Source organism: Acidovorax sp. 106 (assembly GCF_003663825.1).
In the GTDB taxonomy this organism is placed as follows: Bacteria; Pseudomonadota; Gammaproteobacteria; order Burkholderiales; family Burkholderiaceae_C; genus Acidovorax.
The window spans coordinates 1,099,892-1,112,990 of sequence record NZ_RCCC01000001.1 but is presented as its reverse complement, the minus strand read 5'-3'; the positions used below and the strand labels follow the sequence as shown (position 1 = coordinate 1,112,990).

15 protein-coding genes are annotated in these 13,099 nt (G+C 66.2%); 2 read left to right on the top strand and 13 right to left on the bottom strand.

Annotated elements, in window-relative coordinates; translation table 11 throughout:
• Positions 1-2: 2 nt before the first annotated feature.
• The 10 genes from C8C98_RS04975 to C8C98_RS04930 form a co-directional block, all read right to left on the bottom strand.
• Entirely contained in the window at positions 3-986 is a 984-nt protein-coding gene (locus C8C98_RS04975; protein ID WP_121453374.1) for a threonine dehydratase, read from the bottom strand.
• The gene (locus C8C98_RS04970; RefSeq protein ID WP_121453373.1) at positions 983-1,624 is read right to left on the bottom strand and encodes a LysE family translocator; all 642 of its coding nucleotides are present in this window, start codon (positions 1,622-1,624) and stop codon (positions 983-985) included. The genes C8C98_RS04975 and C8C98_RS04970 overlap by 4 nt, the downstream gene beginning before the upstream one ends.
• Before the next feature lie 2 nt (positions 1,625-1,626).
• Positions 1,627-2,346, bottom strand: a complete 720-nt coding sequence (locus tag C8C98_RS04965) for a VOC family protein (RefSeq protein WP_199726549.1) — start codon at positions 2,344-2,346, stop codon at positions 1,627-1,629.
• Positions 2,343-3,218: a PhzF family phenazine biosynthesis protein gene (locus C8C98_RS04960; RefSeq protein WP_121453372.1), complete on the bottom strand. Its 876-nt coding sequence runs from the start codon at positions 3,216-3,218 to the stop codon at positions 2,343-2,345. The genes C8C98_RS04965 and C8C98_RS04960 overlap by 4 nt, the downstream gene beginning before the upstream one ends.
• Positions 3,219-3,300: 82 nt before the next feature.
• On the bottom strand, positions 3,301-3,927 hold the full coding sequence (locus tag C8C98_RS04955) for a glutathione S-transferase family protein (RefSeq protein ID WP_121453371.1): 627 nt from the start codon (positions 3,925-3,927) through the stop codon (positions 3,301-3,303).
• 166 nt (positions 3,928-4,093) lie between these two features.
• Positions 4,094-5,296: a PLP-dependent aminotransferase family protein gene (locus C8C98_RS04950; protein WP_199726548.1), complete on the bottom strand. Its 1,203-nt coding sequence runs from the start codon at positions 5,294-5,296 to the stop codon at positions 4,094-4,096.
• Between the two features lie 94 nt (positions 5,297-5,390).
• Positions 5,391-5,720: a DHCW motif cupin fold protein gene (locus C8C98_RS04945; RefSeq protein WP_121453370.1), complete on the bottom strand. Its 330-nt coding sequence runs from the start codon at positions 5,718-5,720 to the stop codon at positions 5,391-5,393.
• Positions 5,721-5,725: 5 nt separating this feature from the next.
• Positions 5,726-6,199 carry a RidA family protein gene (locus C8C98_RS04940; protein WP_121453369.1) on the bottom strand — a complete coding sequence of 158 codons (474 nt, stop codon included), beginning with the start codon at positions 6,197-6,199 and terminating at the stop codon, positions 5,726-5,728.
• Positions 6,196-7,110 carry a DMT family transporter gene (locus C8C98_RS04935; protein WP_121453368.1) on the bottom strand — a complete coding sequence of 305 codons (915 nt, stop codon included), beginning with the start codon at positions 7,108-7,110 and terminating at the stop codon, positions 6,196-6,198. The genes C8C98_RS04940 and C8C98_RS04935 overlap by 4 nt, the downstream gene beginning before the upstream one ends.
• A 2-nt stretch (positions 7,111-7,112) precedes the next feature.
• A complete protein-coding gene (locus C8C98_RS04930; RefSeq protein ID WP_121453367.1) occupies positions 7,113-7,727 on the bottom strand; it encodes a LysE family translocator in 615 nt (204 codons plus the stop codon).
• A 160-nt stretch (positions 7,728-7,887) separates the two neighbouring features.
• Here C8C98_RS04930 and C8C98_RS04925 point away from each other — a divergent pair, with 160 nt between their 5' ends.
• Entirely contained in the window at positions 7,888-9,390 is a 1,503-nt protein-coding gene (locus C8C98_RS04925; protein WP_121453366.1) for a PLP-dependent aminotransferase family protein, read from the top strand.
• A gap of 164 nt (positions 9,391-9,554) precedes the next feature.
• Here the strand turns inward: C8C98_RS04925 and C8C98_RS04920 are convergent, their stop codons facing one another.
• Positions 9,555-9,788: a hypothetical protein gene (locus tag C8C98_RS04920; RefSeq protein ID WP_121453365.1), complete on the bottom strand. Its 234-nt coding sequence runs from the start codon at positions 9,786-9,788 to the stop codon at positions 9,555-9,557.
• Between the two features lie 194 nt (positions 9,789-9,982).
• Positions 9,983-10,624, bottom strand: coding sequence for an NAD(P)-dependent oxidoreductase (locus C8C98_RS04915; protein ID WP_121456033.1), 642 nt, complete (start codon positions 10,622-10,624; stop codon positions 9,983-9,985).
• A 178-nt stretch (positions 10,625-10,802) separates the two neighbouring features.
• On the opposite strand from C8C98_RS04915, the gene C8C98_RS04910 reads away from it, so the two are divergent.
• Complete coding sequence (locus C8C98_RS04910) at positions 10,803-11,705, top strand: LysR family transcriptional regulator (RefSeq protein ID WP_121453364.1); 903 nt, start codon at positions 10,803-10,805, stop codon at positions 11,703-11,705.
• 131 nt (positions 11,706-11,836) lie between these two features.
• Here C8C98_RS04910 and C8C98_RS04905 read toward each other — a convergent pair whose 3' ends face one another.
• Positions 11,837-13,075, bottom strand: a complete 1,239-nt coding sequence (locus C8C98_RS04905) for an HDOD domain-containing protein (RefSeq protein ID WP_121453363.1) — start codon at positions 13,073-13,075, stop codon at positions 11,837-11,839.
• Positions 13,076-13,099 lie beyond the last annotated feature (24 nt).

Below are 13,099 nucleotides of genomic sequence, written 5' to 3'. Positions count from 1 at the left end.
AATCAGCCCGTCAAAATGTTGCTGAACACCGGCGCATCCACGTTGCCGCCCGTCAACGCCAGGCCCACGTGCAAACCCTGTAGCTGGTCGCGTTCCTGCAGCGCAGCCGCCAGCGCGGCAGCGCCTGCCCCTTCGGCCACGTTGTGCGTGTCGGTGAACAGTGCGTGCATGGCGGCGGCCACTTCGGCGTCGCTTACTTGCACGATATGGTCTATGTGCGGGGCCAGCACGGCCAGGGCTTCGGGGTCGGCCACGCGGCAGGCCATGCCGTCGGCGAGTTGGGTGGTCACAGGTGCCTCGACCACGTGCCCTGCCGCCAGCGAATCCGCATAGGTGGTGGCATGGCTGCTCACAACACCGACCACGCGTGCGGGGTGCTGCAGCGCCAGCTTGGCGGCAATGGCAGAGCACGCGCCCGAGCCCTGGCCGATGGGCACGTACACCACGTCCAGCTGCGGCACGGCGCGAAGGAACTCCCACCAGTAGGTGCTCACGCCGCGGAGCAGGTCGGGGTGGAAGCTGGGCACCATGTGCGCGCCGCGCTCGATGGCGAGGTGCTTGGCGTGCTCGCGCGCTTCTTGAAAGTCGTCGCCATGCTCGACCAGCGTGACGCCCAGAGCGCGCATGGCCGCGTTCTTTTCGACCGAGTTGCCGCGTGGCACGACGATGGTGCAGGCCACACCATGGCGGCGCGCGGCCCAGCCCATGCTCTGGCCGTGGTTGCCGCGTGTCGCGCTGATCACTTCCTTCGGCATGGCGCCGCGCTGGGCGAGCTGGTCGAAGTAAGTGAGGCCGCCGCGAATCTTGAACGCGCCCACGGGCGTGTGATTCTCGTGCTTGAGCCAGCAGTCGGTGCCCAGGCGCTCGCTGAGCAGGCCCCAGCGGTACTGTGGCGTGGCAGCAAAGTCGCGGTATACGACCTCGGCGGCGGCCTCGATGTCGGCCAGCGTGGGCAAGAGGGAGGCGATGTCGAGGCGGGCGTTCATGCGGCGGCTTTCTTTTCGGTGAGCAATTTGAGCGCGAGCAGGCCAAGCACAGTGCCCATGAAGTAGCGCTGCGCGCGCATCCAGGCGGCGTTGCGGTTCAGGAAAACCGCCACTTGGGCGGCGCACAGGATGAGCAGTGCGTTGACCACGGCGCTGGTGGCGATCTGTACGCCGCCCAGCGTCAGGCTTTGCAGCAGCAGCTGGCCGCGCTCGGGGTGCAGGAATTGCGGGAAGAACGACAGGTAGAACATGGCCACCTTGGGGTTCAAGAGGTTGGTCATGAAGCCCATGAGGAACAGCGTGCGCGGGCTGTCGTGCGGCAGGTTGCGCGCTTCAAACGGCGCGGCGCCACCGGGCTTGACGGCCTGCCAGGCCATCCACAGCAGGTAGGCGGCCCCGGCGTAGCGGATGGCGTCAAACGCCAGCGGCACGGCGGCCAGCAGCGCGGTAAGGCCCAGTGCCGCTGCCAGCAGGTGCACGACAAAGCCCAGCACCACGCCGGTCAGCGAAATGAGCCCGGCACGCGGACCCTGGGTGAGGCTGCGCGAGACGCAGTACACCATGTTGGGGCCGGGCGTGAGCACCAGAACGAGGGCGGCGAGTACGAAAAGCAGCAGTTCTTGCGGCGAAAACAGCATGTTCAGGTCTCCGGGGTGAAGGATGTGATGGCCACAGGCCCGTGCGGGGTGATGAGCTGCGCAGTGAGGCGCGGTGCATCGCCGGGGGTGATGGCGACGCCTGTGGCTACCCCGATGGCTGCGCACGCCGCCTGCAATGTGGCCGCCTGCGGGTGCTGCAGCGTGAGCTGCTGCAGCTGCACACCGCTGGCGGGCAGGCTGTCGCAGGGGTGCACGGCCTCCCACTGGATGAGGGTGGGCAGGCAGCCGTCCATCAGGCGCAGGCCGTCGTCGCGTACGGTGATTTGCCATTGCAGCAGGCCGTTCGGCGTGGGGCGGCTGGCGGTGAGGATGGAGCCACGATCGATGTCTAGCGCAGACAGTGCGGCACACCGCTCGGCCACGTCGGGCACGCTGGCCACCCAGTGGATCAGCAGCGGGCCGTGCTGCGCCACCTGGGCTTGCAGCGTGGAATCATCCATATCAAACCAGCGTCTAGCGCCCGCTGGTCGAGCGCTGATAGCTCCTGGATTGATAGCAATGACTTCCAGATAGGCGCGGGGATGCGTGGGGCTGCTGATGTTGAAGATGCGGTTGTGGGTGCCCATCAGCGGGTGCTCGCCACCCGCCGTGGGTGTGATGCCCAATGTGCGCTCGCACCAGGCCACGCCGCTGGGCAGGTCGGCGGCGTACACCACTAGGTGGTCTATGCAGGGGGCGCGCACGGCGACGGTTGCGCTCACAGCAGCACCTCACCGGCCACGCAGGTCACGCTGCTGCCACCCACCCAGATGGTGTCGCCGTCTTGCTCCACGTGCACGCGTCCAGCGCGGCCCAGGCAGGTGCCCTGGCTGGCCACGTACTGCGTGGGGGCCAGCCCTGCGCCGATGAGCCACTGCGCCAGTGCGGCATTCAGGCTGCCCGTCACCGGGTCTTCGGCCAAGCCGTTGTTGCCGGGGAAGAAGGCGCGCACTTCAAAGGCGATGCCCTCGGCGTCGTTGCTGCCGATCACACCCACCTTACCGCTCGGGCCGACCACCCCTACGTCGAGCTGGCCGAGGACGCTGGCGTCGGGCTTCAGTGCAAGCACCTGCTCGCTGCTCGCCAGCATCACGCCGCGCCAGTTGGGGCCGTTGTCGCACCAGGCGTGGTGCAGGATGTCGCTGCGCGCCACGCCCAGGCCCTTGGCGATCAACACCACATCCTCTTCCGCCAGGGGGCCACTCTTGATCAGTGGAGGTGCGGCAAAGGCCAGTTGCTCGCCCTGCTGGCGCAGCGTGACCAGGCCCACGCCACATTCCTGCACCACCTTGCCCGCTGCCTGCGGCTGTCCGCCTGCTTTCAGCCACGCATGGCAGGTGCCTAACGTGGGGTGCCCGGCAAAGGGCAGCTCGCGGCCGGGGCAGAAGATGCGCACGCGGTAGTCGGCCCCGGCGGCGCGGGCTTGCGAGCTGGGGGGCAGCACAAAGGTGGCCTCAGACAGGTTGGTCCAGTTCGTGAACTGCTGCATGGCTTCGGTTGAGAGGCCCGTGCCGTCCAGCACCACGGCCAGTGGGTTGCCTCGGTAGGCGGTGGCGGTGAATACATCGACTTGCTGAAAGGGGCGGTGGCGCATGGTTTTCTCCTCAGGGAATGGATGGTGAAACGGGGCACACCGGCGGCTGGACGGGGTGTCCATACCGGTGAAAACAAAGGGGTCAGGCCAGGGGCTGGTCCAGCACGCCCCGCGCGCCAGCACGGGTGCTGACGGTGCGGTACCAGCGCTCCAGCGCCGGGCGTGCGGGCCGCTCTTGCGGCAGGCCCCACCAGCGGTGCAGCTCGCAGCCCACCGGGATGTCGGCCATGGTGAAGCGTTCACCCGCCATGAACGGGCGGGTGGACAGGTGCTGCTCCAGCATGTCCAGCAGGGGTTCTGTGGCGGTGACCGAGGCGGCAATCAGCGCGCTGTTGCGCTGCGCAGCGGGTGTGCGTATCCACTGGACAAAGGCATCCCGCCCAGCGGGGTTCAGCGTGGTCTGTTGCCAGTCCATCCACTGCTCGGCCACAAAGCGGGTGGGCAACTCCTCGGGGTAGAACTTGCCCACCGAATGCCGGGCGCACAGGTAGCGCACGATGGCATTCGACTCCCACAGCACCAAGCCGGTGTCGTCGTCTTCCATCAGTGGCACCAGGCCGTTGGGGTTGCGTTGCAGGTAATCGGCCTCGCGCACCAGGCCAAACTGCCCGCCCGCGTCGGTGCGCTGCAGGGGCAGGCCCAGCTCTTGCGCAGCCCACACCACTTTGCGTACGTTGATGGACGACAGGCGTCCCCAGAGTCTTAGCATGTTGGGTCCACTTTCATAGTGCGTAGCGCGGCCAGGGGGCATGAAGAGTACGCAGCCCACACGAGGCAGCCGCGCAACGGACTGGGCCAGGCCGCTGGCTGCGTCCCCCTCACGCAGCGCGCAACGCGTGGAGAGGGAGGGACGGAGCGCAGCGACTCAGGGGTTGTCACTTCTGGTCGCGAATGGCGGCCGCCAGCGCGGCGACGCCGGTGGCGATCTGCTCGGCCGTGGAGGTGACGAACGACAGGCGCAGCGTGCGTGGGTCGGCGTTGTCGGCATAGAAGGCCGCACCGGGCACGAAGGCCACGTTGCGTTCCACCGCCTTGGGCAGCAGTTCGATGGCGCTCATCCCCTCAGGCAGGCGCACCCACAGGAACATGCCGCCGTCGGGGCGGTTCCACTGCACGCCCAGGCCCTGCATTTCCTTGTCGAGCGCGGCCAACATGGCCTCGCACTGCTGCTTGTACAGCGCGCGGATGGTGGGCACATGGCGGTCCAGGAAGTTGTCTTTCATCACCTCGGCCACCAGGCGCTGGTTGTAGCCGGGCGTGTGCAGGTCGGCCGCTTGTTTGGCTTGCAGCAGCTTGGGGTACACCGCCTTGGGGGCCACCACAAAACCCAGGCGCAGGCCGGGGGCCAGCACCTTGGAGAACGAGCCCATGTAGATGCAGCCCTCAGGGTTGCGGGCCGTGAGCGGTGCGGGTGGTGGGTTGTCAAACCACAGGTCGCCGTAGGGGTTGTCTTCCACCAGCGGCAGGTTCAGCTCGGCAGCGGCTTGGACCAGTGCGGCGCGGCGCGCATCGCTCATGGTGCGGCCGGTGGGGTTCTGGAAGTTGGGCAGCACGTACAAAAAGCGTGCTTTGTCGGCTCCCGTGCCCACCTTGGCTTTCAGGTCGTCGATGAGCACGCCTTCATCGTCGCTGGCCACGGCCACCACGGCAGGCTCCATGGGCGTGAAGGCCTGCAGTGCGCCCAGATAGGTAGGGGTCTCGACGAGCACGCGGCTGTTTTCGTCGATCAGCACCTTGGCGATCAGGTCCAGCGCTTGCTGCGAGCCGGTGGTGATCAGCACCTGGTCAGCATCCACATCCCAGGGCAGGAAGTCGGCAATCGCCTGGCGCAGCGGGGCAAAGCCTTCGCTGGCGGCGTATTGCAGGGCGGCGTGGCCGTCGTTGGCCAGCACGGCGGCAGAGGCTTCGGCAAAGGCCGATACCGGGAAGGTCTTGGGCGAAGGCAGGCCCCCCGCCAGGCTGATGATGCCGGGCTTTTCCGTGACCTTCAGGATTTCGCGGATGACCGAGGGGTTCATGCGCTCGGCGCGGCGCGCCAGGGTCCAGGTGCTGGTCTGTGGAAGGTCGTTCAGTTTCACTCTCGTTCTCCTAGGGGTGGTGCACAGGCAGGGCCACCCAACGTTGCAAAGTCGTCAGAAAAAATCAAAAACCCGTGCAAAACGGCGCCGGGGTTCAGTCCACCACAAACAGGGTAGCCCCCTGCGGTGCGGTGGAGCGGTGTGGTTCCGCATTGTCCGCCACCTGGTAACTCATACCGGGCTTGAGTGTGAACTGGCGGCCATCTTGCAGCTCGGTGTGCAGCTCGCCGCTCAGGCACAGCAGCACATGGCCTTTGGTGCACCAGTGGTCTGACACGTAGCCGGGCGTGTACTCGACCATGCGCACACGCACATCGCCAAACTGCTGCGTGCGCCAGAAGGCCTGGCCCGCCTGTGCACTTTTTTCTTCGCGGGGCAGTGCGGACCAGTCGGTGGTGGCAAAGGGGATGTGTTGTATTTGCATGGCGATCAGACCTTTACCGAAACCACGGCTTCGATCTCTACCGCAAAGCCACGCGGCAGCGAGCCCACACCCACGGCCGAGCGCGCATGCCGCCCCGCTTCACCAAATACTTGAACCAGCAGGTCGGAGCAGCCGTTGATGACCTCGGTGTGCTGCATGAAGTCGGGCACCGCATTCACCATGCCCAGTACTTTGACCACACGGCTTACGCGCGACAGTTCGCCGAGGGCCGCCTGCATGGTGGCGATCAGGTGCAGGCCGATTTCCCGGGCATGCGCGCACGCCTCTTCGGTGCTGATCTCTCTGCCCACTTTGGGCACCACTGCCATGTCGTTGCGCAGTGGTGATCCCTTGCCTGACAGGTACAGGGTGTTGCCGTCGAGCACATAGGAGTCAAAGTTGCCGCGCGGCGCGGACACGGTGGGCAGAACCAGGCCCAACTGTTGCAGCCGTTGCTCTGGAGTTGTAGTGGCACTCATGCGGGGGCTCCTTGTTGAACGGGCATTTGTTTGCCCACGTACACGGTGGCGATCACGGCCAGGGCAAACACCATCGTGGTGGCGTCCAGCCGCTCGCCGGCCAGGGGCACGGCAAACAGCAGGCTCAAAAACGGCTGGATCAGCTGGATCTGGCTGACCCGCACGGCACCCAGCGCCAGGGCGCGGTACCAGGCAAAAAAGCCGATCCACATCGAAAACAGCGAGACATAGACAAAGCCCATCCAGCTGGTGGCCTGGATCTCGGCGGCATGGCTGGGCGCAAACCAGACGGCCACCGGCAGCGTGAGCGGCAGGCTGCACACCAGCACCCAGCAAATCACCTGCTCGGCCCCCAGGCGGGGGGTGAGGCGCGCGCCGCCGATGTAGCCCAGTGCGCCCGTGGTCATGGCAATCAACAGGTAGATGTTGGCCGCGCCCAGGTAGATGCCGCCCGCGCGCCACACCATGAAGCCCAGCACCAGGCCGCTGCCCACCACGGCGCAGGCCCAAAAACCTTTGGAGGGCCGCTGGCGAAACCACAGCGCGCCCAGCACGGCGGTAGACAGCGGCAGCAGCGCCGTGACCACGGCCCCGTGCGTGCTGGGCACATGCCGCAGCGCCAGCGCCAGAAACAGCGGAAACCCCACGATGACCCCAAACGCCGTGACCGCCAGCAGCGGCCATTCGGCCCGCAGGGGCACCTTCAGCCGCCCTTGCGCGCGCTGCCACAGCAGGTAGCCGATGGACAGCAACCCCGCCACCGCCGCGCGGCCAAAGGTGACGAACCAGGGCGAGAGCTGGGGCAGCTCGGTGGTGCCCACGGCCAGCCGGGTCATGGGCAGCGTGGCGGCAAACAGCGTGATGCCCACCATGCCCCACAGCAGGGCTTCTTTTTCTTGGGCGGCGTTCATGGTCATAGCGTGAGCATCCAGGTCGCGGTGAGCACCAGCACCAGGGCCAGCGTGCGGTTAAACCACAGCAGCCGTGCGCCCTGCGCCAGCCACTGCCGCAGCAGCGAGCCCACCAGCGCATACACAAAGTTGCTGGTGAAGGCGAACACCATCATCACCGCGCAGATGATGGCCAGCCGCTCACCCGGGTTGGTGGCAGGCTGCCCGGCCGCGTTGACCACCCAGCCTGCCGACAGGGTGAGCGCCAGCATCCAGGCCTTGATGTTCACAAACTGCAGCCCCACGCCTTGCCAGAAGGTGACCTGCAGGCGCGAAGCGTCCACGGTGCTCATTTGCCCGGCGCGGGCCAGCTTGGCCGCCAGCCACAGCATGTAGGCCACCCCCAGCAAGGTCACGGCCCAGCGCAGTGCGGGCACCCCGGTGATCAGGGCGCCCAGGCCCAGTCCGCTGGCCAGCATCAGCAGCGTCCAGCCCGTGGGCACGGCCAGGCAAAAGCGCAAGGCGCGGCGCAGGCCCAGGTTGGCCGCCAGCGCGGTCGACAAGGTGGTGTTGGGCCCCGGCGAAAAGCTCATGGCGGTGCAAAACAGCAGCAGGGCGGTGAGTTCGGCGGCGCTCATGGGGTGGGGCAGGGAAGGTCTTGTTGTCGGGAACAGGCATTCAATGTAATCTTGCGAACCAATACACAACCAGTACAGACAGTCAGCGCACTTTTCAATCTGTATTGCCTGGCAGAACAGTACACAAACCCACACCTGCCGACGCCTTCGGGATAACCCTATGCTGATGAAATCGCCCACCCAGTCGCTCACCGAGCAGCTCTCTGCCCGGTTTGCCGAGCGCATCCGCAACCGGCTGCTTGCTCCCGGCGCGCGCTTGCCCTCGGTGCGCCAGTGTGCGCAGCAAAACGGGGTCAGCCCTTCCACCGTGGTGTCTGCGTACGACCAGTTGCTGGCGCAAGGGCTGGTCGAGGCGCGCAAGAACCGGGGCTTTTTTGTGCGCGAGAACGGCCGCGCCACCGATGCCCTGCGGGACGCAGCCGATGCCGACGGCGTGGACGCGGCGGCGGTGGACCCGGCGCTGGAAAGCTCTGCCGCCAACTGGAGCACCGCCCACTGGTTTGCCGCCCGGGCCGCCGGGCGTGCGGCGCCAGGGGTGTCGCCGGTGAACGCTACTGCCCTCATCCGTGGCATGTTCCACAAGATCAGCGACAAGCCCCAGCCCGGCATGGGTGTGTTCCCGCCCGCGTGGCTGGAGTCCACCTTCTTGCCCGCAGCGGTGCGCAAGGTCACCCACTCGCGCAGCCTGCAAGACTTTTCGCTGCAATACGGCGAGCCACTGGGCGATGCGGGCCTGCGCCGCCTGCTGGCGAAAAAGCTCTCCACCCTCAACGTGCACACGGTGCCCGAGCACATCATCACCACGGTGGGGGCCACGCATGCGCTCGATATCGTCAGCCGCACGCTGCTGCGCCCGGGCGATCCGGTCATGGTGGAAGAGCCCGGCTGGGCGGTGGAGTTTGCGCGGCTGGCTGCCTTGGGCATGCACATCCTGCCCGTGCCGCGCCGCGCCGATGGGCCCGATCTGGAGGTGATGGCCCGCTACTGCGAGGTGCACAAACCCAAGCTGTACGTGAGCGTGAGCGTCTTCCACAACCCCACGGGGTATTGCCTGTCGCCCGGCAGCGCGCACCGCGTGCTGCAGCTGGCCAACCAGCACAACTTCCATGTGGTCGAAGACGACACCTACAGCCACATCGCCCCCGAGCACGCCACGCGCCTCACCGCGCTCGATGGCCTGCAGCGCACCATCTACGTCAGTGGCTTTGCCAAAATCCTCGCGCCCAACTGGCGCATCGGCTTCCTGGCCGCGCCGCCAGGGCTGATTGAGCCCTTGCTCGACACCAAGCTGCTGGCCACCCTCACCACCCCCGCGCTGCTGGAAAAAGCCCTGGCCCTGTGCATCGAGCAAGGCCAATTGCGCCGCCATGCCGAGCGCATCCGCACCCGGCTTGACGCTGCCCGCTCGCGCAGCGTCAAGCTTGCCCTGCAGGCGGGCTGCACCTTCGCGGCAGAGCCCGTGGGCCTGTTCGGCTGGGTGGACACCGGCGTAGACACCGACGCCCTGGCCCAGCGCATGCTGGACGAAGGCTACCTGCTCGCCCCCGGCGCCCTGTTCCATGCCGAGCGCAAACCCAGCACCCTCATGCGCATCAACTTCGCCACCACGCAAGAGGCCGCTTTTTGGCAGACCTACCAGCACGTGGTGGCGGCCATGAAATAGTTGCCTGGGTCATCGGTGATGAACGGGAGAGGAGGCGCAGGTCTGCGCCCATCCACCACCCCTGGGCCTATACCCCAGCCACAAAAAAAGCCCCGCAGGTGCGGGGCTTTGACAGAGCGTTGAAGTCGAAATCGGGACAACGGCTGATGGCCCCTTTCAACGCTTCACTGCGATGGCGGCTTGGGCGCCCCCTCGGGCTTTTTGAAACCCTTGGCCGTCATGCACGCCTCAAACGCCGCATCGCCTGGCTTGCCCTGCGCCTGGCAGGCCTCAAACGCAGCCTTCAGCTCCGCACTCATCGGTGGCCGATCACCCCCAGGTGGCCCGCCCGCAGGCTGCGCCCAAGCCCCCGAGGCCAGCAAAGTCAACGAAAACGCAGCCGCTTTGGCAAATTTCATGGTGTGCTCCTTTCAGCAAACACCGATTGTGAGAAAGCCACGGTGAACCCCGCATCAAGCGGTGTGAGGGCTGGGTAAAGTGCTGCAAATTTGTGAGAAGTTGTGGGCTGGGTTTGTCGTGAAATTCACCTGTAGCGCTTTGTGTATAAGCGCTAAATGCTACGTAATTAGTAGCAATTGGGTAAGCGATGCAATCAATACGCCACCGTAAAGCGCTGCTGCAGGTGGCGTGGCGCTTCCAGTTCGTCCACGATGGCCACAGCGAGGTCGGCCACGCTGATCTTGCCGGGCTGCTCGCCATTCATCAGGGGTGATTCAGTGCCCAGGCGGTACTGGCCGGTGCGCTCGCCGGGCTCTAGCAAGATGGCGGGGGACAGGAAGGTCCACTGCAAGGTGGATTCCTGGCGCAACAGGTTCAGCGCTTCGCGGGCGGCCAGTGCGCCATTTTTCCACTCGGCAGGGAACTGGGGGGTGTCCACCAGTTGCACGCCAGGCGCTACATACAGGCTGCCAGCGCCGCCCACCACCAGCAGGCGTTGCACGCCTGCGGCTTTGGTGCCTGCGGTGATGGCGCGGCTGCCGCGCAGGAATTCGTCGTGCAGGTCGGGGTGCGTCCAGCCGGGGTTGTAGGCGCTGGCCACGGCGTCGGTGCCCCGCACGGCCTGGGCCACCTGGGCGGGGTCGGTCACATCGGCTTGCACCACGCTCAGGCCTTCGTGCGGGGCGATTTTGCTGGGAGTGCGTGCCAGGGCCGTGACGCGGTGGCCGCGCTGCAGCAGTTCGTTCAACAGGGCGGTGCCCACAAAGCCGGTGGCGCCAATCAGTGCGATGTGCATGGTGTGTTCCTGCAAGTCTGAGTTGCTATTCCAAGTGAAGATGGAGCAAGGTTATGGCTAACAACGCCCGCGCGGTAGAGGGCAAAATTGGCTTTGTCTTTGAAGCTGGGCTTCACAATCGACCGAGGCAGCCGGTTGGTGTGGTGTGTCGAGCTGTTGGAAGTCAAAGGGTGAATCGATGGACGATCTCAAGCGCATGGCGGTGTTTGCCACGGTGGTGCAGCACGGCTCGATGACGGGCGCGGCGCGGGCCTTGGGCATGAGCCCTTCGGCCGTGAGCCAGCAGGTGCGCCAGTTGGAGCGCGAGGGTGGCGTCACGCTGCTGCACCGCTCCACCCGCAAGCTGGCGCTTACCGAAGCGGGCCAGCGCTACCACGCGCAATGCGCGGCCATGTGCGCTGCGGCCGAGCAGGCGCGGGCCGAGCTGGCCGCTTCGCGCGATGCGCCCAGTGGCGAATTGCGCCTGTCGGCCACGGTGGGCTTTGCGCGGCACATCGCGCCTGCGCTGGGCGACTTGCTGGCGCAGTACCCGGCGCTGCGTTTGCGGCTGTTGGTGGACGATGCGCCCATCGACCTCATCAACGCCCGTGTGGACCTGGCCGTGCGCTTTGGTCGCCTGGCCGATTCGAGCTGGGCGGCACGCCGTTTGGGGGCGTTGCAGTGGTGGCTGTGTGCGTCACCCGGCTGGGTGGCGCAGCATGGCGCGCCAGACACGCCCGATGCGCTGCTGTCCCACAGCTGGCTGGGGTTTGCGCGCGAAGGCGGCGGCCTGCTGCTGGACTTGCACCATGCCGATGGCGCAACGCGCAGCCTGCGGGTGCAGCCACGCATTGCCAGCAACAACCAGTTGTCGATCCAGCAGATGTGTGAGGCCGGTCTGGGTTTGGCGCTGATGGGCAGCTTGGATGTGCAAGACGCACTGACCAGTGGACGGCTGGTGCGGCTGCTGCCGCAGTGGTCGTTTGGCACGCTCGATATTTGGGCCGTCACGCCCCAGCGCGACGCGCAGCCGGCCAAGGTGCGCCAGGCCATTGCGGCACTGTACAGCTACCTGGTCACCCAGCCGGGGGTGCTGGAGTAAGAGCGGCTAACAAAACTCTTCTGGCGTCGTTGCAGCGTCTTGTCGTACTACGCGTACTGCCTGCGACGCAGCGCCTAGCCATAACCGCTTCGCTGAGTTTTGTTGGCCGCTCTAAGTCGCCTCAGCCAGCCTCAGCGGCTGGTCGGGGGGCGTTCCACTTCCAGCTCGCTCAGCACCCGCAGCAGGGCGCGGTTGACCTCTTCCAGGTCCAGCTCGTCTTCTTCGCACAGGCGGCGGATCACGCTGGCGTCATCTCCTTCCAGCGCGCAGGCCATTTGCAGGCTGGGTGCGTAGGGGCCGGTGCGCAGCACGGTGGCGTCGTAAATGCGCTCGGACAGCGGAATGCGGTGCAGGATGGTGCCCAGGGGCTCACGCAGCAACTCGTCCATTTGCGACAGCAGCGCGCACAGGTAAATCTCGCGGCGCAGCTCGTTTTCCATGCCGGGATTGAGCAGCTGGGTGGTCAGGTGCGCGCGCATCACCATCGCTTCGCGGATGGGCTGCATGTTGGGCTCGGTGCTGGAATGCGGCAGCTGGTCGGACAGCCAGCGCTGGATGGACCCATAGCCCATCATCACCAGCCCGCGCCGCAGCGAGTCGATGCCGGTGCGCAGCCCAAGCGCTGCCGAGTTCGTGTAGATCATGAACCGGTAGGCCAGGATGGGGTCCTCGCTCATGATGTCTTCGAACGTCTCGAGCGATTGCTCGGCATCTATGGCGCGCATGAGCTTGTGGATCACTGCGTGCGAAGGCTGCTGCGGCGTGTGGCGCATGCTGTAGAGCACGTCTTCGGCGGGCCAGCCAGCCAATGCCAGGGCGTTGTTGTCCAGGCAATGCTCCATCAGCGCCCGGCTGGCCACGTTTTCGTACATCTGCCCCGCCAGGATGGGGCTGAGGTTGCGTGGCGGTGGCTTGGGGCTGCCGGGCTGTTGTGGCGCGCGTTGCAGGGCTGCAATGGTGTCTTCAGGCCGCAGGGTGAGCAAGCTGTTGTCAAAGCACCGGGCTATTTCGGCCGGGGGCAGGCTGGCAATTTCGCCGCGCCACACCAGCTTGAGGCCCCGCCGGTGTGCGGCGCGCACCTGGTTGAAGATGGTGGAGTCGTTCAGCCAGTCGTTGCGCACCTCAATCCAGGGCGCGCCGCGCGGCGCGCTTTCGAGCAGGCTGGCGAGCAACTGGTGCGTTTGGGGCGACAGCAGCAGCGGTGGCGAGCTGGCCGACCACAGCTCTTGCAGGGTGCGCAGCAGGTGGCCCGCATCGACCATCGTTGAAGATTCGTTGTGCAAGTACAGCTGCACACCGGCAAGTTTGCGGGCACGGTTCCACAAGGGGCGGTAGCCCAGAATCAAACTGCCAAGAACGGATTGGACCATGTGCTCTCAGGCGATGTGGGCCGT